This is a genomic window from Acetobacter ascendens (assembly GCF_001766235.1).
Classification (GTDB): domain Bacteria; phylum Pseudomonadota; class Alphaproteobacteria; order Acetobacterales; family Acetobacteraceae; genus Acetobacter; species Acetobacter ascendens.
Genome location: NZ_CP015164.1, coordinates 1,465,597 through 1,488,044, shown reverse-complemented (window position 1 = coordinate 1,488,044; position 22,448 = coordinate 1,465,597). Strand labels below are relative to the sequence as shown.

Genomic DNA, 22,448 nt, shown 5'->3' with positions numbered 1-22,448 from the left:
ATTTCAAATAAATATTGCTGCGTATTGAAGTAACTAGGATATTTCTAAGGAGATATATTTTTTATGACATCATCATATTCTTTGGGAACCCCACAAAATATGATATCATTATTATTAACTATTTTGTAATAAATAGAAGATCCACGTTTAATAAGATGATTATAAAGTGGAGCAATATAAAGTTCAGGCATAGAAGGAGATTTTTTTTCTTCCTTTAGCGCCCGTAGAAAATCAGAGGCACGTGCAAAATAGTACAAACCATCGCAACATAAATCAGATATTGGTTTTTTTTCTGTTGTGCAAATAACTCGCGGTTCACTACTATTTTTCTCTGGACCAACATAAGACCAATTCTGTCCAGTCCCTTTAAATACTTCCAGATAGCCGTCTGAATGAGCAAACCAAGGCTCGGAAGGAAAAGAGAAATTTTTGCGGAATGTGTCAATATTGAAAATAGTTAACGGGGTTTCTAAGGGGTACTTGCTCCTCACAATGCCCAGCTCAACTGTTTCTGCTTGTCCTTTTGTGGGAGCATCAAGAATGATTGTTTCAAAGTCCTTAATGCCCATTTTTTGGCATTCTTGGGCGATAAAACTTTTTGTATTTTCTACATCACGTGCAATAAAAACAAACTTTTCTTGCGAAAAATAATTTTTAAAACTTCCAACAGCAAGAGAAAAAACAGTATTATCGCCGACAGGCAGCATATATTTAGGTAATTTATACCCTGCTTCTGTAAATCGACGTGATAGACCTGCCATAGGTATAACAATCATAGACAAATTCCTTATATAAGCTGATAAAGACGAGCTGCATTGGCAATAAAAGCTTTTTGCCGATCTGGTCTGTCTGCATGTAGTGGTAGCATGCTGACAAACAACAAAACAGTTAAAGAATTTACTTCAGTTTTATTTATATTATTAGGGAGCCTGTGCAAGAAATCAGCTTGCACCCACTCATGATGTGGTCCTGATGGGAAGGAGATGCTGAAATTATAAGGAGTTTCAGCCTCAAAAAGATAATGGCCTGCAATAATCAGGTCATATAACCCTCCGAATGAGTGCCATAGTTTGGCAAAGTCATATCGAATATCGCCAAAAATGCTTGAGCCAGTAACTGGAATATAACCGCGCGGATCGATTGTACAAATACGGCGTGCACGCGAGTTGTAAAGAATATTACTAAGGCAAAAATCTCCATGCATAATAGATGCATTACGAACAGACGAAAGATCAATATTGCTGATCATTTCATCTGCAATTTGTCTAAGAGAGGGTAATTTTTTACCATTGAGCGTCAGTGGATGATTAATATCAAACTCCGTCGCTTTAGAATATTGGGTAATTCGATCATAGGTTTTGTCTATTGCAAGGCGCTTGAGAATATCATTGCCTTTGATTTCAGGTGTAGAATGCTTTTGACAAATGGAAAGAAATTCAAAGCATGATTCTAGAATACTTTCCCATGTGGCTTTGCCTATGCTGGAAAAAACAAACAATTCCGACAGGGTAGGTGCGTATTCGTATTCTATCGTGTAAGAGTTTTCAGACGTATCTAAAAGACGTGCTGTAAACGGTTTAATATCAGCAGGTACATTCTGGAGCCATGCGGCTTCATCATGCATTTTTTTATGGTCATCACTGGATTTGCGCACAATACGATCATCAATGTAGAGAGAATTGAATGCGCGTTGTGTTGTGACACTGCGGCGTGAGCGGAAATAGGTTTGCAGGTGCCCAAAATCATACCATTTCTCAGGGTAAATGGCTTTTAAGGTATGTTCCTTTGCGTATAAGGCGATACCTTTAATAAAGCTTCCTCCGGTGCGCGTAAGCGCCCGTACAAGATGGCGAGATTTGGAAAAACAGAAGTAACCACAAATAATATGCTGGGGTTGTGGTGGGGTTGCTTCTAACTGGATTGCCTGCAAGTCTGAGACAGTATTGTCTTTTTGGACGCTAACAGAAGCCCAAGCGTAATCATCACTTTCATGGTGCACTGCCAAAGCATCAACTTGTTCAAGGTCTAATCCTTCTACGAGTGTATCACCGTGGAGTAGACGTAAGGTTTCAGCTGAAGTTTCAATATAGTTCAGTGCATAGATGATGGAATTGCCTAGAGATAGATCGCTGGGAACACGCACAATAATTGCGCCCAACTCTTCCAATCGTTGCATGTCATAATGCGGAATATGAAAATCTTCAGGCAGTGTCAAATAGACAGAACCCAGTTTAGACAACGCTTTAATCTGGGTTTCGTAAAGACGTGTAACGCCTATAGGTAGAAAGGAAGGAGGAATACGGCCAAATTCAATGGCTAATTCCTGGTCAACATATGCACCAGACAGGATGAGGGAAAAAGACGTCATGGATATTCCATCGGTTAATTGTCGATTTTCAGGAGTTTCCTGATTTCTTCGGAGGAATATTTCAAAAACTCATCAGGACGGATAGCTTTATCATCTACGTAGAAGCCTTCAGTGCCGCACCATGGCTTGCCGACATAGATTTCATCAAAAGGAATATCATGCTTGCGTAGCCAGTCTATGATAACGGGTAGCGTATTTGCATTTATTTTACCTACATTGCCATTATAAGTACGTACATTGCGAGCAGTTTGGATGACAATTTCAAAACCTGCCTGCTTGTATTCACGTAGTTTTTCAACAACTTCAATATTGGGTCTTTTTTTAGAGTAGGACTTGGATGCATCTGTAAGCGTTAGAGTGTCATCCAAATCCATAATTAGTCTTTTCATTTTACTAATACCTCCTCAAACTCCTGTTTCACATGGTTCTTTGGTTGTTTACCGAACCAGAAAAAGATGCAACGCTTTTTAGCCCTGATCCGTGAATTTTCTCTATAAGATTCAGCAGACGTTATCTGATATTGAGTGTTTATTTTAAAAAACATGCGGGCTTGCAGGGGGTAATAGACCGGCAGGTAAATAAAATACCTCAGTACCACCTTTATGGTCTTTGGGTAGAAAACCTGCTTGCGCGTACATATTTCGGAATAAGGAAATATTGGATGTCATGGGAAGGGAGATTGTAATATCGCCTTCACCAAACTGATTGCGAATAAGTTGCGCGGCCTCAGAAAGCATAAAGGTTTCAGTAACCATTCCGTGTACACGTGCAGATAAAATGAAACGATTTATTGTATGGTCATCAATAAACATGGCCGCAGAAGGGCCGTAATCAGCAAATCTGTCTTTTACGGAGAAGATTAAGAGCATTTTTTTTGAGTCCAAGGATGTAAAAGAGGTTATAGTTTCCCGAGTAATATTTACATCTTCTGCCTTTGATGTCAGGGAATTTTTAATTAAAGAAGGCAGGGTTTCTAAAAGCCTATCATCGGATGAAATAATCTGATGCGCAGAAACCTTGCATTCCATAAACTGCAACATCTTTAGTGACTGTGATGTAAAATTGGCGGCTGGAGCCTGCATTGCAGCAGAAGGGGCTGGCGGTATTTCTAATTTTTCTGTTTTATGGGGCACGGCTTGTTTAAAATCTGCCTGTGTTTCTGCTGCCCAAAGCAGGATACGCCTGGTAAGATAAGGATTTTTTCCTATAGTGCGTATATCAGGAAAAGATTCTGTAATGGCTGCTCTACGTATGGCAGAAGCATCAACCAAAACAATTTCTGCCGGCTGTACAGAAAATTTTGAACAGATATCAGGTATAATACTGTTTATAGGTGCAGAATTAACAGCAACGTAATCAAAATCTTCTAAAGCCAAAAATTTGGGTTCAATGATTTTATCCCACTGAGCTTGTATATCTGCTTCATTCCCGTCTGCGTAAAGACAAACTTTTATGCCGCGCCCCCGCAAATACTGGATTGCTTCCCATATGCCCATTGGCCAACCATCTTGCCTTGGCATAGGCAAAGTTTGGGTGCCAGAATCATTCTTTGAGAGTTTTCCGCGCCACACCGTATTATCTAAACTGAAAATAACTGTTTTGACGCAGTCAGTCTGACATAGGGTGCGTAGTCCCCATATCATCTGACGGAAAAGGAGTGTTCCTATAATATTGTGTTTATTAGGATAAATGGTTTGCAGATATGGGAGAGGGCTGCCTTGTTCAAAGGGGCCAAAATCATCCCAATCCTGAAAGATGATTCCGTTATGGGTATTAAAATATATTGTATCATCTTGAATATAACGTTTACCAACAATTGAAGCGACTGCTTCCATATCCAAAAGTTTTATTTGAGGATGCTTATCTAATTCTGTATCAAGTAGAACATTTAGTGTTTGAATAATAGTGGATACAGACATATTAACGCCGGGATCTCGCGAAAAAGGCCGGGGAGGAATCTGGGGAGTTAGGAAGTTTGAAACTAATAAAGGAGTATTGAATAAAGCGGCATAATCCAGAACATGCTGAATAAAGTTTTTGAGTGTCTTTTGAGCATTTGTCAGAATATTCTGAGCAAAATTTGGCACATTAAAACGCGTACCCCAAATAATATCATCTCCTAAAATGGAGCGCAAAGAGGGCTGGAGGTATACAAAATCATAATCTTCTAGTGGAATAGGTAAGGATACAGGCAGCGGAGCTACAAAGTCGTAGGGTATAAAATCAAACCGAATATCTAGATATTGTTGTGTGAGTTGTTCGTGGCATAAGGCGCCGATACTGGATCCTATAATCAGCACCTTTTTTACTTTTGTAGGAACAATTTCTAGATTGCTGGGGAATATAAATTCAGAATCCTCTAATTCTGTAGATTCCATGTTTTGTGTAGGGAGAACAGCATTAGTAGTTTTTTCGGTGAGGAGAGGCTTAGATGAAGATGCTTGCTCTTCTAAAATGGCGCAGAGGTCATGTTTTGGGGTTTCGAGAAAAATAACTAATCTTCCATCAGCCCGATATTCCATGCCAGTTGACTGCCATGCAAGATCTCCATCGTTTGCAAGGATAAGGAGCTGATGGTTTTCAATCTTCCACAACCATGCGTTGGAGCCGTCGGGTTCTTTTATACGTCCTGAAGGGCTTAGGAAAAGTTGCTGGATCTGCGTGGATTCAGATTGGAAATTCCAAATCTTTTCTGTGAGCGCTGGAGATAATGAAAAAGGTAACCCACGAAAAGTTTTTGTTTCCAGCATTTTTGCCTGCACCTGACGAATGGGGTAATAAAAGTAGTTGCCCGTGAAAATCTTTACGAAGGTTTATAGCATCCAATACTTTTTATCAAAACATTAGGTTTAATTATAGCCGTGTACAAATAAAAACGGGTGAAGGGATATAATCCCTCCACCCGTTAGGCAGTTTAAAAGACTTTTTAGTTATAATCTAAGACTTAGAAGTCCATGCCGCCCATGCCAGGGCCGCCAGCCGGAACTGCTTTCTTTTCCGGACGTTCAGCAACCATGGCTTCCGTGGTGATCAGCAGACCAGCAACAGATGCTGCATCCTGCAGAGCAGTGCGGACAACCTTGGCCGGGTCGATAATGCCGGCTTCAACCAGGTTCTTGTATTCGCCAGCCTGAGCGTCGAACCCGAAGTTGTAGTCGTTGTTTTCCAGCACCTTGTTCGCGATCACAGCGCCGTCTTCACCAGCGTTGTGAGCGATCTGGCGCAGAGGAGCCTGCAGAGCGCGGCGGATGATGTCTCCACCAACGCGCTGGTCATCGTTGTGGTAGTGCAGGCCTTCCAGCTTCAGCGTAGCGCGGGCCAGAGCCGTGCCACCGCCCGGAACAATACCTTCTTCCACAGCAGCGCGGGTTGCGTGCAGGGCATCGTCAACGCGGTCTTTGCGTTCTTTCACTTCCACTTCGGTGGAACCACCAACGCGGATCACGGCAACACCGCCAGCCAGTTTGGCCAGACGTTCCTGCAGCTTTTCGCGGTCGTAGTCGGAAGAAGTTTCTTCGATCTGCGCACGAATCTGCTTAACACGGCCCTTAATGTCATCGGCTTTGCCAGCGCCATCAATAATGGTGGTGTTTTCTTTGTCGATGTGCACTTTCTTGGCAGTGCCAAGCATGTTCAGGGTAACGGTTTCCAGCTTAATGCCCAGATCTTCGCTGATGACCTGACCACCCGTAAGGATAGCAATGTCTTCCAGCATAGCCTTGCGGCGATCACCAAAGCCCGGAGCCTTAACAGCAGCAATTTTCAGGCCACCGCGCAGCTTGTTGACAACCAGAGTTGCCAGAGCTTCACCGTCAACGTCTTCTGCAATAATCAGCAGCGGACGGCCGGACTGAACAACGGATTCCAGCAGCGGCAGCATGGGCTGCAGGGAGGACAGCTTCTTTTCATGGATCAGGATGTAAGGGTTTTCCAGATCCGCTGTCATCTTTTCCGGGTTCGTTACGAAGTACGGAGAGATGTAGCCGCGGTCAAACTGCATGCCTTCAACAACATCCAGTTCTGTCTGGAAGTGCTTGGCTTCTTCAATCGTGATCACGCCTTCGGAGCCAACTTTCTGCATGGCTTCGGAGATCATCTGACCGATTTCAGATTCACCGTTTGCAGAAATCGTACCAACCTGAGCGGTTTCCGCCGGGGTGGTCACTTTCTTGGCGTTCTTCTTCAGCTCTTCGATAACAACGCTAACGGCCTTGTCGATCCCGCGCTTCAGATCCATCGGGTTCATGCCAGCGGCAACAGCCTTGTGGCCTTCACGCACGATAGCCTGAGCCAGAACCGTAGCCGTTGTGGTGCCGTCACCAGCAATGTCATTGGTTTTGGATGCTACTTCACGCAGCATCTGAGCGCCCATGTTTTCGAACTTGTCAGCCAGTTCGATTTCCTTGGCAACGGAAACACCGTCCTTGGTGATACGGGGAGCACCGAAGCTCTTGTCCAGCACCACGTTACGGCCTTTGGGACCCAGCGTTACTTTTACAGCGTCAGCCAGAATATCCACACCGCGCAGCATACGCTGGCGTGCGTCTGCACCAAACTTTACGTCTTTGGCAGCCATTGAATTTCTCCTGTGAAGATCGTTCTGAAATTAAAAATGCGGATCAGCGCAAAATCAGGCGGTTACTACGCCCATGATGTCGCTTTCCTTCATGATCAGCAGCTCTTCGCCATCGATCTTCACTTCTGTGCCGGACCATTTGCCGAACAGGACACGGTCACCGGCCTTAACATCAAGCGCCACAATCTGGCCCTGTTCATTCCGGGCACCCGGACCAACTGCAACCACTTCGCCTTCCATAGGCTTTTCCTGAGCTGTATCAGGAATAATGATTCCGCCAGCGGTCTTCTGTTCGCCTTCAAGGCGACGGACAACTACCCGGTCGTGTAAGGGACGAAACTTCGTCATTATGGATCGCTCCACATTCATTTTTTGGGATGGCGCCCTTAACAGAAAGCAGCTCCATCCACTTTGTCGCGCGTAACATAACGCCGCGTTACGTTAGCACTCCCACCTCGGGAGTGCCAGAAAAGGAGATAGGTCTGCCCAAAGGCAGAGTCAAGGAATGTGGATAAAGTTTCTATTTGCTGTAACCTGACAACAGATAGGAGGTGCTCACATGGGTCATATCACTACACTTCAGGCTGCGGATGGACATGAGTTTTCTGCATGGGAAACCGAAGGCAGCCATCATCCTTACACACTTGTGGTGCTTCAGGAAATTTTTGGTGTGAACCACCATATCCGGCAGGTTTGCGAAAACTTTGCCAAGGCTGGATTCCACGTCATTGCGCCAGCTTTGTTTGACCGTGTGCAACGTGGAGTAGAGCTAGATTATTCAGCAGAAGGTGTGAAAGAGGGCTTGGCATTGCGGGCACAGATTCCGCTTGCCAAAACATTACTGGATATTCAGGCAGCCGCCTCTGTGTTCAAGCCTCGTAAGGTAGGTATTATCGGCTATTGCTGGGGCGGTACATTGGCGTGGGAAGCTGCGTGCAAGACAGATGATTTTGCCGCGGCTGTTGGCTGGTATGGGGCTGGTATTGCTGCCAGTCGGAATGAGACTCCGCGTTGCCCGGTAGAACTGCATTTTGGTGAACAGGATGCAAGTATTCCGCATACTGATATTACCGCCATTCGGCAGGCACACCCGGAAGTTGAACTTTACGTGTACGATGATGCCGGACACGGCTTTGGCTGCCCGGAAAGAAGCTCTTTTAATGCCAAAGCTTATCAGGAAGCGCAGGAACGCAGCGTTGCTTTCCTGAAAAGTAATCTAAACCCATAGGGCTTTTAGCCTGTTTCTGCTGTGGCCGATGATCGAATTATGATTGACAATTACGGCTGGTCATGGGGGGATGGGGTATATCCTGAACTGCACACGGTGTGCTGCAGGACAAAACGTTGAGAAGAACAAGGACTATCCCGCTCATGCCGACCGGTACAGTAAAATGGTTTAACGCCACCAAGGGTTATGGCTTTATTGCCCCAGATGATGGCGGTAAAGATGTGTTCGTGCATATTACCGCAGTGCAGGCAGCGGGTTTGCGTGGCCTGAATGACGGACAGAAAGTTTCTTTCGATCTGGTTGAAGAACGCGGCAAGCAGGCTGCAACCAATCTGAAAGTAGATTGATTTTTCAGGCAGGGCCGATCAGTTTTGATCGGCCCTTTCTGTATCTGCCAAAAAGGCAGCAAGTTCCCGCGCTGTATCAGCCAACCCAAGACGGCGTACTTCCACGCCTTCGGGAAAAGCACTGAGCAAGCGGGTAGGGGTCCGCCTGTCTAGCAGGACAAAAACCCCCCGATCAGATTGGCGGCGAATAAGCCGACCAAAGGCCTGACGTAACCGCAGGCGCGCAATCCGTTCATCAAAAGATTTCGGATCACCTCCAGAAAGATGAATGCGGCGTTCACGGTGCAGAATGTCTGGCCGGGGCCACGGCACACGCTCAAAGGCAACCAACCGTAGCGCATTTCCGGGCACATCCACACCGTCTCGCATCGCATCTGTGCCTAATAGGCAGGCATGTTCTTCCGTTCGGAAAATATCTACGAGCGTATTGTTGTCCATCGCATCTACATGTTGAGCGTAGAGAGGCAGACCGTTTTCTTCCAGTGTTGGGGTAATACGATCATACACGCCGCGCAAGCGGGAAATGGCCGTAAACAGCCCTAAGCCACCACCGCCGGATGCCAAGAAAAGCGTGCGAAATGCGGCTGCCAGATCAACAATGCTGCTGTTGTCTATGTCAGTTACAATATAGGCGCGCGTCTGGCGGGCATAATCAAACGGGCTGGCCAAGCTGGCGCGCAGAGGTGGAGAGGGGAAGTGATTAGCCCCGGTGCGTGCCTCGGCCGCCTCCCACGCCTGTTCTGCGTTATCGCTATCTGGTTCGTTTGTTTGCTGGTCACGCAAGGTGGCAGATGTAATCAACATACCTTGTGCGGGTATAGCCATGATGCCAGCAAACGGAATGGTGGGGTCTAGCCAATGGCGGTAAAGGCCCACATCCTGTTCTCCCATGCGCTGTTTTTCGCGCCGCTCAACCCGGATGAAGTGCACGTGGGAAGGTGTGGTATCGGGCTCAGGTGGTGTGTCTAGTGCGCTTAGCATAGCAATCCACGCATCCAGCCGAGAGATGGCTCTACGGCGCAAGGCGCGTGTCATGGCTTCTATACGCCCGCGTGTTGTGGAATCCAGCGTTTCGGCGTCTTCTTCCAAGCGCGCGTGCAGGCGTTCCACCAAGGTGCGTAAAGGTTCAACAAGGCGTGTTAATGCGCGGGCCAGAAGGTGCCCGGCTTCTGCCAGATCTGGAACCAAAGGGTGCAGATCACATTCAAGGGCAGCATAAACGTGCTGTTTTCCACCTTCCTGCGTTCTGGCAAGAGCCTGCTGCCGCAGGAGCCGTAGAAAAACTTCTGTAGGATTTTCCAAAACCGGTTGAGGGGCTTCTGGTTCAAGCGGAAATAGCCAGATATCTTCAGGAGGTTCTGGGGGCGGTGGTTCATCCGCTTGTTCTTGCCCTAATCGTGAAGACCAACCGGGGGCCGGAAGGGCTGTTGCCGCCATAAGAGCAGCTTCTAGGGGTGTTTCCAGTTTTAGGTGGCCAACAACCAGATCATCCAAGCGTCGCTTTAAGCCGCGTGCGCGCGAGCGCCGTCCTTCCGCGCCAAGTAGCCAACGCCGTAACTCGGCGGCTTCCAGCCCGGAAAGTTCGGCAGAAAAGGCGCTATCTGCGGCATCGGCCAGATGGTGGCCTTCGTCAAATATATAGCGGGATGGGGCAGAGGGATCATCCGTTTCATCTGCATCATCGCTCATGCCCGCTTGAGCATAGGCCGCCTGCGCCATGACAAGAGCATGGTTGGCAATAACCAGATCAGCTTCACGCGCACGGCGGATGGAATGTTCAACAAAACAATGCTGATAATGGGCACATGCCCCGTGAATGCACTCGCCGCGCCGGTCTGCCACGCCTATCAGATTCCCTTGGCCGAACAGATCCCCAAACCAGCCGGGCAAGTCTCCCCCAAACAGGTCTCCATCTGCGGTGGCTAAGCCCCAGCGGGCTAGCATGATAAGGGCTATGGTAATACCGGCAGGGCGAGAGGCCGCAGTGTTAACGGCTTCTTCCATGTTCAGCAGGCACAGATAGTTTTCCCGCCCTTTGCGCAACACAACGCGCTGTCGATGCGTGGTTTGATCTGGATAGAGCCTACGGGTTTCCTGCTCAATTTGCCGTTGCAGGTGGCGCGTATAGGTGCTGACCCAAACGGCCCCTTTATTCCGTTCCGCCCAAAGGCTGGCGGGGGCAATATAGCCAAGGGTTTTGCCGGTACCGGTGCCTGCTTCCGCCAATACAATGGCGGGGTCTCCACGTACATTGCGTGGTTCAAAGGCTCCCGTGGCAACTGATGCGAAGTCGGCTTGTCCGGCGCGGATTTCGGCATCTTCACCCAACATTTTGGTAAGCTGCTCGCGTGCCTCGACGGGGGAAATGGGGTAAGATGTTGGCGGAGGGGGAAGGGGTGTTTCCTCCCATTTTGGCAAAAAACGCCAGATACGCAGGGCATCCCCTGGTTGCAGCATTGTTTCGGGTAATTTGCCTTGCGGAGTTAGTTTTTGATGCAGTCCTAAGGTTTCGGCAACTGTACCGCTCCAGATCCATCCAGCCTGGCCAAGCCTTACAGTCAGGGCAGCAAGATGTTCTGCTGTTGTGCCGCTGTTCTGACGAGCCAGATTGGTAAGGAGAAGAGAAAGAAGACGTGGCAGCAGATCAGCCTCTGCAGCGCCTATATCTTCATCTTGCATACCCAAGGCCAGTGCCAAACCGCGTGGGGTAGGGGCCACAGGTGTGGCAGGGTGCACAAAGGCAAATAGCTCTAATAAATCCAGCCACGGTGCTGGTTGCCCTGGAGGTGGTAAATCTAACCGTCGCGCCAATGCGGGGGCATGAATAACAAGCGGACAAGGCATGTTTTGCAGGTTTTGCCTAACATCCTGCGCAGACAAATGGAGAACCTCTCCATCTTCCGTAAGAAGGGAATAGGCTCCCTTATATGCAACCAGTGCTGGGGCATCGTAAGCGGAGGGGAAGGATGTCTGCATGATAAATACTAGATGATCTATTCCGGCGCGGAATGCCAGAGCTAGAAATCAAAAAGCAACATATGAAGAACAAAAAAGCCTGCCTCACTTTAATGAGGCAGGCTTTTTAGATGGTAATCTGGGGCAGAAAAGTTAGTTGCCGTCTTTAAGGCTATCTGCCACCACTTCCAGAAGTTTGCTGTGCAGGTTGCCGTTGCCAGCAACAATCATGACATCGTCAGGCAGATCATCCAGATCAACGCCTGCGGCGTCTGTCGCCTGCCCACCAGCTTCGCGCACGATAAGCGCACCGGCGGCACAATCCCACGGTTTGATGCCGAATTCCCAATACCCTTCGTAACGCCCGGCAGCTACCCATGCCAGATCAAGCGCTGCAGCACCAAAGCGGCGCACACCGGCTACACGCGGCATAAGGGCACCCAGCACACGCGCAAACGGCAGGCGCATACGTGCAGGCACCTTGGCGAACGGAATGCCCGTGGCAAACAGGGATTCCTGCATGTCACGTCGTGCGGATACACGGATACGCCGTTCGTTCAGATAGGCGCCGGTGCCTTTTTCTGCCCAGAACATTTCACCCGCTGCCGGGTTGTAAACCAGCCCTGCGGCCAACTCGATACGCCCATCAGGCAGGCGGCGCTGCAAGCCAATGGAAATAGCCCAGTGCGGAATACCGTGTAGGAAGTTGGTGGTGCCATCCAGCGGGTCTACCACCCAACGCCATGTCCAGTTATCGCTGCCGGATTTGCCGGATTCTTCCATAAAGAAGGCATAGCCGGGGCGGGCGCGTTCCAGCTCTTCCCGCAGGGTCTGTTCTGCACGCAGATCAGCTTGGGAAACAAAGTCTCCCGGCCCTTTGATGCTGACTTGAAGCTGCTCGACTTCGTTAAAATCGCGCAGGAGACGCTTGGCCGCCTTCTGGGCTGCTGTTTGCATCACCATCATGACGGGGGAGAGACGCATGGCCACTGTAGTTTTGTCCTGCTCTGGAGAGAAAAACGGAAGGGATCAGTCTTTGGCGCGTTCGACGTAGGAACCGTCTTCCGTCCGAACCACAATACGTTCACCCGATTCAATAAAGGGCGGCACCATGGTTTTTACACCATTGGAAAGTTTTGCAGGTTTGTAGGAGGAAGATGCTGTCTGGCCTTTTACAACCGGATCAGCTTCCACAACTTCCAGCGTAACCTGCGGCGGCAGATCAATACCCACCGGGTCACCTTCAATCAGATGCAGGTTGATGGTCATGTTATCCTGAATGAACGGGGCCTGATCACCCAGCAGATCCACAGGAACGGTCAGCTGATCATAGGTTTCGGGGTCCATCAGAACCAGCAGTTCGCCATCGGTGTAGGAATACAGGTATTCCTTGTCTTCCGTCATCAAGCGTTCAACGCTATCAGCGGTACGCCAGCGTTCGTTGGTTTTGTTGCCGGTTTTCAGGTCGCGCATTTCAACCTGAATAAATGCTCCGCCCTTGCCGGGGGTGATGATCTGCTGTTTCAGCACCGTCCAGCGGCGGCCATCATGCTCAATCACCTGACCGGCGCGGATCAGGTTTGCCTGCTGTTTCATAATTCGTCCCTGAAAGGAATGTCCATTAAGGATGGGGCTTGTACAAGCCTGACGCCCGAAGAGCAAGTTTGCTGCACTTGATATATCGTGTTTTCTCCCGCTGGACAGGGTGGCCATATCCTGTTTATAAGGCGGCAGGTCCTCAGATGGATGACATGAGGATGGGTGTCCGAGTGGTTTAAGGAACTGGTCTTGAAAACCAGCGTGCGGGGAACCGTACCGTGGGTTCGAATCCCACCCCATCCGCCAAATTATTCTGAAAAAGCGCAGAAAATAGACATTTTTTCAGGTATGGTAAATTTCTTGCTCCTCTTACATCTCTTTATAAAAATAACGCTAGGTGCTTATACTAGCTTAGTTTAAATACTGACCTGTACCTACGACCGAGTGCTGATTGAGGTGATCCGTTCTGACTGAGTGGCGAACCTGCTTCAGGCTTTGGAACATGCCCTCCTGTTCTGGATCAATAGCACGACCTGTTTCTATGCCGCACTGGCGAGCATACTCCCGAGATCGTTTTTAATATTTCTCTTTCCTCCCACAGGACACGGTTTTCCAGACGAAGGCGCTCATTCTTCCGAGCGAGGTTCGTCTGTGCTTTAGGCGCTGTCAGATCAGTCGACTGATACTGCGAAATTCTTCCGTATGTTTCATGGTCTCGTCGGTCTCCTGATACGAGCTTAAAACGCTCAGACGACCGGCACAAAATCGTTACAAGTCTATCTGACAAGCTGTGGCGTCATCACCCGCATCTCATGGCGGAGTGCGCCAAGGGTTCTGGCCTAGTGATGGGAGGCACCACAGGCTTCAATGCTAATCATTGTCGGTAGACGTTTCTCGAAAAAACCGATCATCTGATGTCGGCTCAGTCTCCGGCTCAGCACACCCCGCTTTTCGGCATCTATGCCGTGGATATGGAACACTTTTTTCGAGGTATCCATGCCGATGCGGACTAAGCGATACATCATGGTTTCCTTCATCTGGACAGTCAACTTTTTAGTATCCTTTTAGGACACTGCGAGTTGTCTACGCCATCAGTTCTCTCGGTGAAAATCAACACCGCCGGCAGGACAATAGAGATGCGGTATCAGGGCAAGGCCGGGGGCAGGGAACTCACGCCCGCCTTTGGGCGCCTGTCGGCTCGCGTCCGGAAATGATGCAGAACAATCGTTGTTAGTCTACGTGGCTTTTTGAGACCATCTGCCTGAGCAGGGGTGCCGTCTGGAGTGAACACGCGGATGATGAGTCTTCATCTCCAGAAAATCAGCGCCCAAGTCGAGCCAGAAGTTGTGGCCGTCCTCATTCGTGATGGGGCAGCTGGTACCAGTCCAGCACGATGCTGACCGTCCCTGGTAACATCCGTCTGCTCACGATCTCTCCCTATAGCCTGCAGTTCAACACCATAGAAAACGTCTGGAACTATCTGCGACAGAACAGGCCCAGAGGCATTGTATGGGACACATACGAAGACATTGTCACGGTATGTTCCAACGCCGGGATCTGGTTCGCCAATCAGTCAGAACGGATTACCTCAATCGGCATCCGGTCAAGGATACAGGTCAGTATTTAAACGAGCTTGTATAAGGCGTACAATATCGTACCGTACGATACATTAGGATTCTGCCTTAAATTGCATTTAAGCAGAAATCAGGAACCTAAAAATCGCGTAGAAATCGTTTCAAATTCGGTTTGAAAAAATCTTTGTTTCGAACCTCGGTTGAGTGTGCCCCCCCCCCCCCCCCCCCCCCCCCCCCCATAACTTCCGAAAAATAGTTGCGCACCTTCCGAAATTTGGTAACGGGTTGATTCCGACGTTTGGTAACGCCTCTTCCGAAAATTTGGTTACGCATTTGCCGAATTTTTTTAGGGTAAAACATCATCTTTCAAGTTATGGAGTGGGTAAAGTTAACCTGATAGCCGAGGTGAACGTAGCTTCACGGGGAACTGTTGAGTGTCCCGGCCTATCGTTCGGCTTCTTTCAGTGGATCAGCCGGTCGGAGCAACAGGACAGGTAGTTTTTTGACCATGTCCATTTTCCGGTCAGGTCGATGCGTTCCAGCGGCGTGGAAATGAACAGGCAGTCGAATGGGCCGAGGACTAGATGAGACTGAACCCATCCGACCGGAACTAGGCCGATGTTCGAACCCGGGTAATCTGCCAGTGATTGATTGAGGACAGGGACGGAGAGGTCACCATCTCTGCTGGTGGGTCGGAATAGCGACTGGATTCCTGTGTCTATCGACTCAGATCGTCATAGTCTCGGCGTAGTGCATCGGCGCACTCAATGGAAATCATGTTGTGCTGGATTTCTGGTGGGCAGTCGGAAGAGGGAGGGGTAATCGGTAATATGTTACTTCTTGCATGGCAGGAAGGAATGATAGGTGGCAATTTTCGCAGCGGTTCGTGCTGGTGCTTTCAAGTTCATCGGGATGGGGAGAGGCGGAAGCCTCTCAACGGAATATCACGCCAAGTATCGCGATCCGGTCTTCCAGAAACGACACGTTTGGGATAATCATCCGATACCGTGGAGCAAGACTGGCGTGGTCTTCTGGCCCGTTTCGAGGACTGGTAAAAACGTGCATCAACGTCTTCGCCGCTGGTGCGAAAGTGGCGTGATCGAAAGGATATTACGCCATCTGGCGCGGATCATGACAGGGAATACATGATGTTGACAGAGCGATTGTCCGGGCTCACTAGCACAGCATGGGCGCGCTAAAAAAGGAGAACCGGATTAGGCCACCTGCAACGCATTAGGGAAGTCGGTGGAGTTCTATATCACATCGGGACAGGATGCGGACATCCATTGGTCGGAACCGATGCTGGACGGCATCGATCCAGATATCTTTTTGGCCGATAAGGCATATGATGCAGATAGATTGTTCGACTGCCTGACAGAGCGCGGAATTACCCCGGTCATACCGCCAAAAAGTAACAGGGCAGCATCAAGGGAAACCGGCTTTACCCATTACAGGGAATGAAACCTTGTTGATATATTATCCAATAAAATCAACGGTTTTTTCACTACATGCAACATGTTGCGATAAACTGGAATCAACCTTCCTCGCGGTCGTGCGTTTCGTCTCGGTCATTATTCTGCTTGGCTGCTAGCCATGTCAGGAACGGGTTTCGTTATGATCAAGACCGAATTTGTTTTTGGTCGTCTCAAAATCCCTCTTCAATTCTCCAACGTGTGCCTTCGACGTTCACCAGTTTGTGCATGGTCGTTCCTTTTGGAAACCATGTCGTAAAGTATTATGTACTATCCTTATTGGCGAAGTTCCGGCGGATTAGCAGACCACGTGTCCACGGTTTCGGGCTGGAACAGTCAAATTCTTCAGCATTCAGGTCGGCCATCGGAAGATATGCCCAGTCACAGAGGCGCTTGCCTTTTGTGCCGCTTCCCGCTGACAGACGATGCCATGCCTGATCTGGCTGTTTTGCAGTAATATCCTTCGCCTCTCCGGCAATTAGTGGTTCTGTTGCCATGATCCGAACCAGTGGTTGCCCTTGATCGCCAGAACATAGCTAATTCCTGCGTGGCAAAGCGTGTGCTCCTCATCGCTCACTCCATAAATGCTATTCGCAGCAACCCAGCGGAATGGCACACCAGCATCAATACTTCGCTCGGTCATCTTCGAGGGCAGCGCCGGTTTGGTCGCAAACATCACATCAGCAGGAATCTGAGCCCGTTTCATGCGCTTAGGTTTTGATGGCCAGTATTTTGGAAGATACAGGGTACGGTCAATAAAAGTATGGCCTCGTTCCGATACATACGCGCCAAATACCCCGATCTGCCAGTTCGTGATCTTGCCCGGAGACCCGGTATACTGCCGCCCCTACACCATAGGATGTGTGACGTTTCTTCAGAAAACTGGTCTCGTCGATGACCAGCACGCCACTTCAGTGCCCAGATGCTCAATCACATGATCCCTGACGACATCACTAAGGGCATCGGCATCCCATTGTCCACGACCAAGAAGTGCCTGTTGCCATTACGGACCGGGATTGCCAGTCGCTTCCGCACGCACCATTCCGTTTTGCACGGTTCATTGCCAATCAGGACATCAAAGAAGGCACATGCAGAAGCCGCAACACGCTTCTACGTAAACAGCGGAATAATCCGCTCCTTGACCGCCCGAAGCCCAGATGCCCGTAATTCCAGCGTCTCTTCAACGGAGGCGTCGCCGTTCATGAAATCCTGAAGCATGGTTGCCCATAGATTTAGCAGTCACCATAAAATGTAACTGTAGTGCTAGACCGTCAGCGAACCGTGCTTCTTCAGCGCCGAATTATGCGTGAACCAGTGCGTCGTCTAATACTGGAGGCGGTGCGGTTTGCTCATGACAACCAGCTATCAGACTGGCTTCACCAAGGAAACCCCTTCCTTGTATTTCTGCAACAAAGCCATCTGGAGATATAGCCATTTCTTTTGCCATGTCTCCCGCCTGCTATATGATATGTAACAATTCTATAAAGCTGCCACTTTAGCATAAAGGTTACGGTTTTCCTCAAAGAACACTCGTTTCTGATGTCTAAACTCTGCTACAGAAGGCGTTCTTGCCGTCCAGGCATTCAATGCTGCAACCATAGCACCATCCGTCCTCATTACCGCGTCTGCCAATCGGACGATACGTAAATTAGGGATTGCCTCGGGGCGCATTGCGAGCAAAGTCTCCAGCGCAGCCTCCGCGTTTCCAAGTCTGTCAGTCAGAATTATCAATGCCGCACCACCGGATCTGCCTACGCCATGAAAACAGTGAACTAGCAAGCTGTGTTCTACATGCTTACGCCCAAACTTAATAATTGCCTTCACATCATCTTCCGTTGCCAAGGCATAATCATACTCGTCATCGTCAATATCTTCAAAACGAAGAATTAGATGTTCGGGGGCAGGTTTCTTATGAAAACGTAATTGGTACCGTTGTAAGCAAGCCGGATCTTCAAGTGTCAGCACCGCGTTAAATCCACGTCGCTTAAGGCGTTTCGCTCGGCTCAAATTCGTGACTATCAAAGATGGAAGCGCCATTATGATCCTCCTGACATGCTCCCCAGCCTGAAGGCCGATGGTTCTGGGATGAATCTGTTGTTAAGCAGCTCTTCCAATGCTTCTTGCTTCAGCGTGTTGTCCGCCTGCCGTGGGATGTTTTTTGCAGTGTTGATACCCACGTTTTCTGTGTACGCAAGCTATACCCGACAGCATCAAGAATACTGATTGCTTTAGACAATAGATCATGCCATCTCAAATCCTGCCATTTCGTTGATCCATTTACCATTTTCTGTATTCGTTACGTCGACGCCAACAGAACGGATACGCTCCATTGCAATATTCAATTCATTATAACTAAAAACATTTTTACTAACGATATTTGCAAGAGTTCTTCCTGGCACTTCGTCGATCAATGCAGCCACAAGGAGCGCAGAAGAAATGTCATGATGATCCATAAGGACGCAATTTACCATATCTTCCGGTGTTGCCTCGGAAGGTAAAGGAGCATTGACTGTTTTAAGAGCGGCGCGAAGCCATGCTCGCCCCTCAGGATTAGACAGGCGGTTTGGTGAGGCAATCGTCATATGAGATATTTGCGTTTTTTTCTCAGTAGCCAAACATCCATGCCGCAGGCAGTGGCGGTGCAAAAATTCAGTCTTGTTGCCCCATGAATTTTCACGCTGCCAAGGTGACCATTTGTGGCCAAGAAGGCGGCATATCAGGCGGGATCTGAACCATCTCATCTTATGTGCTTTCTTTACCTTACGTGTTTGCCAATGGAATTTGGAAAGCGAGCAGAGGGAAAGGCATTTAAGGTACAAATGTATAATTTTCTAGGGCAGCGCCAGCATATGCTGTTCAGGCTGGTGGGAACTGTCCCGTCTTTGCTTCGGCAAGGGCGCGCTGCATCAGTTTCTTCTCATTCTTTTTGAGGAAGATGGCGCTTCCGATAATAAAGATAACCCCTATAACGCCCACACATGTTCCGACTGCGCCAGACAATTTGGTAATCTGATTGCCGAGTATGTACGTGCCGATAGCATAACCACCAGCCCAGCAAGTACCACCAAGGGCATTAAACAGCATAAAGCGCGGCCAACGCAACTGGCATGCGCCTGCCAGCAATGCCACAAACACGCGTGCAACAGAGATAAAGCGGCCAAAGAAAACAATGGCATCGCCATGATGGTGAAACAGATATTCTCCCACCAAGAGGCGGTCAGCTGTTAGGCCAATTTTGGCGCCGTGTTTTTGTAAAAGGGGTAGCCCAACATGGCGCCCGATTAGATAACCCAGATTATCCCCGATAATGGCGCCCAGAACAGCGGCCGCAGTAATGCCCTCAATACCCAGATGGTGGGTTTTAAGGCTGTAAAGTGCAGCCGTGATAATGCAGGTTTCCGCCGGTAAGGGCAGGCCCATGCTTTCCATCATGACAATGATGGTGACAATTCCATATCCATAATGCTGCAGCAGATAGTCGAGATGCTCAAGCAGGGGGAATAATCCTTAGAGTGTGCGATGAAGGTAAAAAAGTTGGCAAACCATGATGGAATCCAAAAAAGCGGGCTAGTGGCTTTCGTGCATGGCAAGCTTGCACCTTAAGCCATTATGGCTGGGGTGAGGATTTTTAGGGGAGCATAACTGACTGTAATTTCATGACTTTTCTGGTTGTTTAATACAAATTCATTACAAGCGTAGGGGGCTGGTGTATAGACTGCTCCTTAATCGGAGAAGATGCGCCCAGAAAGTATGGCGCTTTTGAGCTAAGGAACGAAACCCATGCATCAGACAGCCCATGCCGAACCCGCAGCGGCAGCACACGCGCAGATGCCCATTTCAGATGTAGATGTCTGCATTATTGGTGCTGGGCCTGTTGGGGGAACTTTGGCGTGCCATTTGGCGCAGGCGGGTATCAAGGTGGCTGTGGTGGACAAGGCAGATCTGCCGCCCATGGAAGACCCAGATTTTGATGGCCGGGCCTATGCCATTGCTGCTGGCCCTAAAGCGTATCTGGAAGAAGCCGGTGTGTGGGAGGCTTTGCCTCTGCCATCCTGCCCGATTGAGGATATTCTTGTAACGGATGGCCGACCGGGTGAGCCTGCATCACCGTTGTTTTTGGAATTCACGCGGGAAGACGCTAATCAACCATTCGGGTGGATGATTGAGGCACGTTCTTTGCGCGTGGCACTGAACGCCAGCCTGCACACTACGCCAGAAATTACACTGCTGGCTCCAGCTGAAGCCACCATTGTGCGGTGTAAGGAAGGGGCAACTATAACTCTGCATGATGGGCGCAGCTTTAAGGCAAAGCTAGTTGTTGCAGCTGATGGGCGTAAAAGCCGTTTGCGCTCTCAGGCTGGTATTCCGCTTGCCCGTTTGTCCTATGGTCAAACTGCCATTGTTTGCGCCATTGCGCACGAATTCCCGCATGACAACAGCGCGCTCGAACATTTCCTGCCGGCAGGGCCGTTTGCGCAGCTGCCTTTGCCGGGCAATGACGAACATCCTTACATGTCCGCCATTGTGTGGAGCGATCACGATGGCCTGGCAGAGCGTTTTGCAGCATTGCCGGACGATGTGTTTGCCATGCAGCTTCAGCGCCGGATGGGCAATAATCGTTTAGGGCAGGTAAAGCCTGTGGGGCGGCGGTGGACGTATCCTCTGTCTGCTCAATATGCCCAGCGTTACATGGATACGCGTATGGTGCTGGTTGGTGATGCTGCGCATGGTATTCACCCCATAGCCGGGCAGGGGCTTAACTTGGGTTTTCGTGATATTATTGCGCTGAGCAAGATTTTGATTACGGCACACAAGCGCGGTAAGGATTTGGGAGCCCCTGAGCTTCTGGCGCGTTATCAGGCAGAATGTCGCCCAGCCAATATGCTTATGCTTGCAGCAACCGATGTGCTGGACAGGTTGTTCAGTAACAATAATCCAGTTTTAAGGTTTGCGCGTGATGTGGGTATTGCGGGGGTGAACCGTTTGCCCGGCCTGCGTAAAGCCTTTGTAAAGCACGCTATGGGATTGTAAAAAATGGACGCAGCAACGCATGACGGCGCTCAAGCTGCCGTCAAAGCCAGCCATTTTGATGAAGACAGTTCAATCTGCGCGCCTCAGCTCAATGTTCTGTGGCAACAGATGACGCAGCAGGCCTGTGTTTGCCATGATCCGTTGGTGAAAGGGTTGTTGGCAACAGGGGTGCGCAGTCATTCAGATTTTTCTTCTGCGCTGGCGGCGTTGATTGGGCGCAAGTTGGGGGATCGGTCTGTGGCGTCCGATGCTTTGGCGGAGCTTGTTAAAGAAGGCTTGGATGCAGAGCCGGATATTGTATGCGCTGCCGCTGCCGATTTGCTGGCGATTCGAGAAAGAGACCCCGCATGTCCGGATTTTGTAACGCCGTTTCTGTTCTTTAAAGGCTATCAGGCAGTTCAGACCTATCGGGTGGCACATTGGCTATGGGCGGAGGGGCGGCGTCATCTGGCGTTACACCTGCAAAGCCGTGCATCAGAACTGTTTGCTGTGGATATTCACCCATCAGCGCGCCTTGGTCGGCGTATTTTGTTTGACCACGGTACGGGCATTGTTGTGGGGGAAACCTGCATTATCGAGGATGATGTCTCCATTTTGCAGAACGTCACACTGGGTGGCACAGGCAAACATTCAGGAGACAGGCACCCTAAGGTGCGGCGCGGTGTGCTTATCGGTGCTGGTGCCAAGGTGCTGGGAAATATTGAAATTGGTGAGGGTGCTAAAATTGGCGCTGGTTCCATAGTGCTGGAGCCTGTACCACCCTTTACAACGGTTGTAGGTAATCCGGCCCGTAAGGTGGGTGTGCGCCATACCGGGCGTATGCCTGCCCTGAACATGGATCAGACTCTCCCGCCGATTGATTATATTATCTGAATGGAAGTAAAAGATAATTACTGAAGGAAATATATTTTCCTTCAGTAACGTCTTTTTAGAGTAATGTAGCGCAAGAAAACTTAATTACAGAGCACTTTCTCCAGATTCCTTTGTGCGAATGCGCACTGCACGTGAAATATCACTTACAAAAATCTTACCATCACCAATTTTGCCCGTATGCGCTGCTGTGGCAATGGCTTCTACAACCATGTCTTCCATGTCATCTTTGATGACAATTTCAACTTTGATTTTGGGTAGAAAACTGATGCGATATTCTGCACCACGGTAAATCTCGGTTTGGCCACGTTGTCGCCCAAAGCCTTTCACTTCAGAAACTGTTAACCCCTGAATACCTAAAGGGGCCAGAGCCTCGCGCACATCATCAAGTTTGAAAGGCTTGATAATCGCAGTAACCAGTTTCATGCGCTCTTTACTCCATTAAATGTCCGTCTATTCCGTTTCGATAGTGACATATTAAATTAGCT

20 protein-coding genes, 1 tRNA gene and 1 pseudogene are annotated in these 22,448 nt (G+C 49.2%); 7 read left to right on the top strand and 15 right to left on the bottom strand.

Features of this window, described 5'->3' with window-relative positions:
- Positions 1–44 precede the first annotated feature (44 nt).
- From A4S02_RS07185 to groES, 6 genes are all read right to left on the bottom strand, one after another.
- Positions 45–776: a glycosyltransferase family 2 protein gene (locus A4S02_RS07185; RefSeq protein WP_070323357.1), complete on the bottom strand. Its 732-nt coding sequence runs from the start codon at positions 774–776 to the stop codon at positions 45–47.
- 11 nt (positions 777–787) lie between these two features.
- Positions 788–2,368, bottom strand: coding sequence for a capsular biosynthesis protein (locus A4S02_RS07180; protein ID WP_070323356.1), 1,581 nt, complete (start codon positions 2,366–2,368; stop codon positions 788–790).
- Between the two features lie 14 nt (positions 2,369–2,382).
- Positions 2,383–2,757 carry an HAD family hydrolase gene (locus A4S02_RS07175; RefSeq protein ID WP_070323355.1) on the bottom strand — a complete coding sequence of 125 codons (375 nt, stop codon included), beginning with the start codon at positions 2,755–2,757 and terminating at the stop codon, positions 2,383–2,385.
- A gap of 144 nt (positions 2,758–2,901) precedes the next feature.
- The gene (locus A4S02_RS07170; RefSeq protein WP_070323354.1) at positions 2,902–5,118 is read right to left on the bottom strand and encodes a hypothetical protein; all 2,217 of its coding nucleotides are present in this window, start codon (positions 5,116–5,118) and stop codon (positions 2,902–2,904) included.
- A gap of 194 nt (positions 5,119–5,312) precedes the next feature.
- Positions 5,313–6,944: a chaperonin GroEL gene (groL, locus tag A4S02_RS07165; RefSeq protein WP_070323353.1), complete on the bottom strand. Its 1,632-nt coding sequence runs from the start codon at positions 6,942–6,944 to the stop codon at positions 5,313–5,315.
- A 54-nt stretch (positions 6,945–6,998) separates the two neighbouring features.
- Positions 6,999–7,292, bottom strand: a complete 294-nt coding sequence (gene groES, locus A4S02_RS07160; RefSeq protein WP_026019247.1) for a co-chaperone GroES — start codon at positions 7,290–7,292, stop codon at positions 6,999–7,001.
- Positions 7,293–7,503: 211 nt separating this feature from the next.
- Here groES and A4S02_RS07155 point away from each other — a divergent pair, with 211 nt between their 5' ends.
- Both A4S02_RS07155 and A4S02_RS07150 read left to right on the top strand, forming a co-directional pair.
- On the top strand, positions 7,504–8,172 hold the full coding sequence (locus A4S02_RS07155) for a dienelactone hydrolase family protein (RefSeq protein ID WP_019088268.1): 669 nt from the start codon (positions 7,504–7,506) through the stop codon (positions 8,170–8,172).
- A 143-nt stretch (positions 8,173–8,315) separates the two neighbouring features.
- The gene (locus A4S02_RS07150; protein WP_003625755.1) at positions 8,316–8,519 is read left to right on the top strand and encodes a cold-shock protein; all 204 of its coding nucleotides are present in this window, start codon (positions 8,316–8,318) and stop codon (positions 8,517–8,519) included.
- 18 nt (positions 8,520–8,537) lie between these two features.
- Here A4S02_RS07150 and A4S02_RS07145 read toward each other — a convergent pair whose 3' ends face one another.
- The 3 genes from A4S02_RS07145 to efp form a co-directional block, all read right to left on the bottom strand.
- Entirely contained in the window at positions 8,538–11,495 is a 2,958-nt protein-coding gene (locus tag A4S02_RS07145; RefSeq protein ID WP_070323352.1) for an ATP-dependent DNA helicase, read from the bottom strand.
- A 132-nt stretch (positions 11,496–11,627) separates the two neighbouring features.
- Positions 11,628–12,458: an inositol monophosphatase family protein gene (locus A4S02_RS07140; protein ID WP_026019249.1), complete on the bottom strand. Its 831-nt coding sequence runs from the start codon at positions 12,456–12,458 to the stop codon at positions 11,628–11,630.
- A 45-nt stretch (positions 12,459–12,503) separates the two neighbouring features.
- Positions 12,504–13,070: an elongation factor P gene (gene efp / locus A4S02_RS07135; RefSeq protein WP_070323351.1), complete on the bottom strand. Its 567-nt coding sequence runs from the start codon at positions 13,068–13,070 to the stop codon at positions 12,504–12,506.
- 159 nt (positions 13,071–13,229) lie between these two features.
- Between efp and A4S02_RS07130 the strand changes: the two genes are divergently transcribed.
- Positions 13,230–13,319: transfer RNA gene (locus tag A4S02_RS07130), tRNA-Ser, on the top strand.
- Between the two features lie 533 nt (positions 13,320–13,852).
- Here A4S02_RS07130 and A4S02_RS15025 read toward each other — a convergent pair.
- A complete protein-coding gene (locus tag A4S02_RS15025) occupies positions 13,853–14,050 on the bottom strand; it encodes a hypothetical protein (protein ID WP_019088271.1) in 198 nt (65 codons plus the stop codon).
- Positions 14,051–15,451: 1,401 nt separating this feature from the next.
- On the opposite strand from A4S02_RS15025, the gene A4S02_RS07115 reads away from it, so the two are divergent.
- Entirely contained in the window at positions 15,452–15,736 is a 285-nt protein-coding gene (locus A4S02_RS07115) for a hypothetical protein (RefSeq protein WP_070323349.1), read from the top strand.
- 96 nt (positions 15,737–15,832) lie between these two features.
- Positions 15,833–16,048: a transposase gene (locus A4S02_RS07110; RefSeq protein WP_044582885.1), complete on the top strand. Its 216-nt coding sequence runs from the start codon at positions 15,833–15,835 to the stop codon at positions 16,046–16,048.
- A 138-nt stretch (positions 16,049–16,186) separates the two neighbouring features.
- Here the strand turns inward: A4S02_RS07110 and A4S02_RS15020 are convergent.
- From A4S02_RS15020 to A4S02_RS07085, 4 genes and pseudogenes are all read right to left on the bottom strand, one after another.
- A pseudogene (locus A4S02_RS15020) lies at positions 16,187–17,277 on the bottom strand (IS701 family transposase); the annotation flags it as partial.
- Positions 17,278–17,538: 261 nt separating this feature from the next.
- Complete coding sequence (locus tag A4S02_RS07095) at positions 17,539–18,096, bottom strand: tyrosine phosphatase family protein (protein ID WP_019088274.1); 558 nt, start codon at positions 18,094–18,096, stop codon at positions 17,539–17,541.
- 203 nt (positions 18,097–18,299) lie between these two features.
- Positions 18,300–18,641 carry a hypothetical protein gene (locus A4S02_RS07090; protein ID WP_228142314.1) on the bottom strand — a complete coding sequence of 114 codons (342 nt, stop codon included), beginning with the start codon at positions 18,639–18,641 and terminating at the stop codon, positions 18,300–18,302.
- 274 nt (positions 18,642–18,915) lie between these two features.
- Complete coding sequence (locus tag A4S02_RS07085; RefSeq protein WP_070323348.1) at positions 18,916–19,491, bottom strand: DedA family protein; 576 nt, start codon at positions 19,489–19,491, stop codon at positions 18,916–18,918.
- Between the two features lie 348 nt (positions 19,492–19,839).
- Here A4S02_RS07085 and A4S02_RS07080 point away from each other — a divergent pair, with 348 nt between their 5' ends.
- Positions 19,840–21,090: a UbiH/UbiF/VisC/COQ6 family ubiquinone biosynthesis hydroxylase gene (locus tag A4S02_RS07080; RefSeq protein ID WP_019088278.1), complete on the top strand. Its 1,251-nt coding sequence runs from the start codon at positions 19,840–19,842 to the stop codon at positions 21,088–21,090.
- Between the two features lie 3 nt (positions 21,091–21,093).
- Entirely contained in the window at positions 21,094–21,963 is an 870-nt protein-coding gene (gene cysE, locus A4S02_RS07075; protein WP_019088279.1) for a serine O-acetyltransferase, read from the top strand.
- An 84-nt stretch (positions 21,964–22,047) separates the two neighbouring features.
- Here cysE and A4S02_RS07070 read toward each other — a convergent pair whose 3' ends face one another.
- Positions 22,048–22,386, bottom strand: coding sequence for a P-II family nitrogen regulator (locus A4S02_RS07070; RefSeq protein WP_003625731.1), 339 nt, complete (start codon positions 22,384–22,386; stop codon positions 22,048–22,050).
- Positions 22,387–22,448 lie beyond the last annotated feature (62 nt).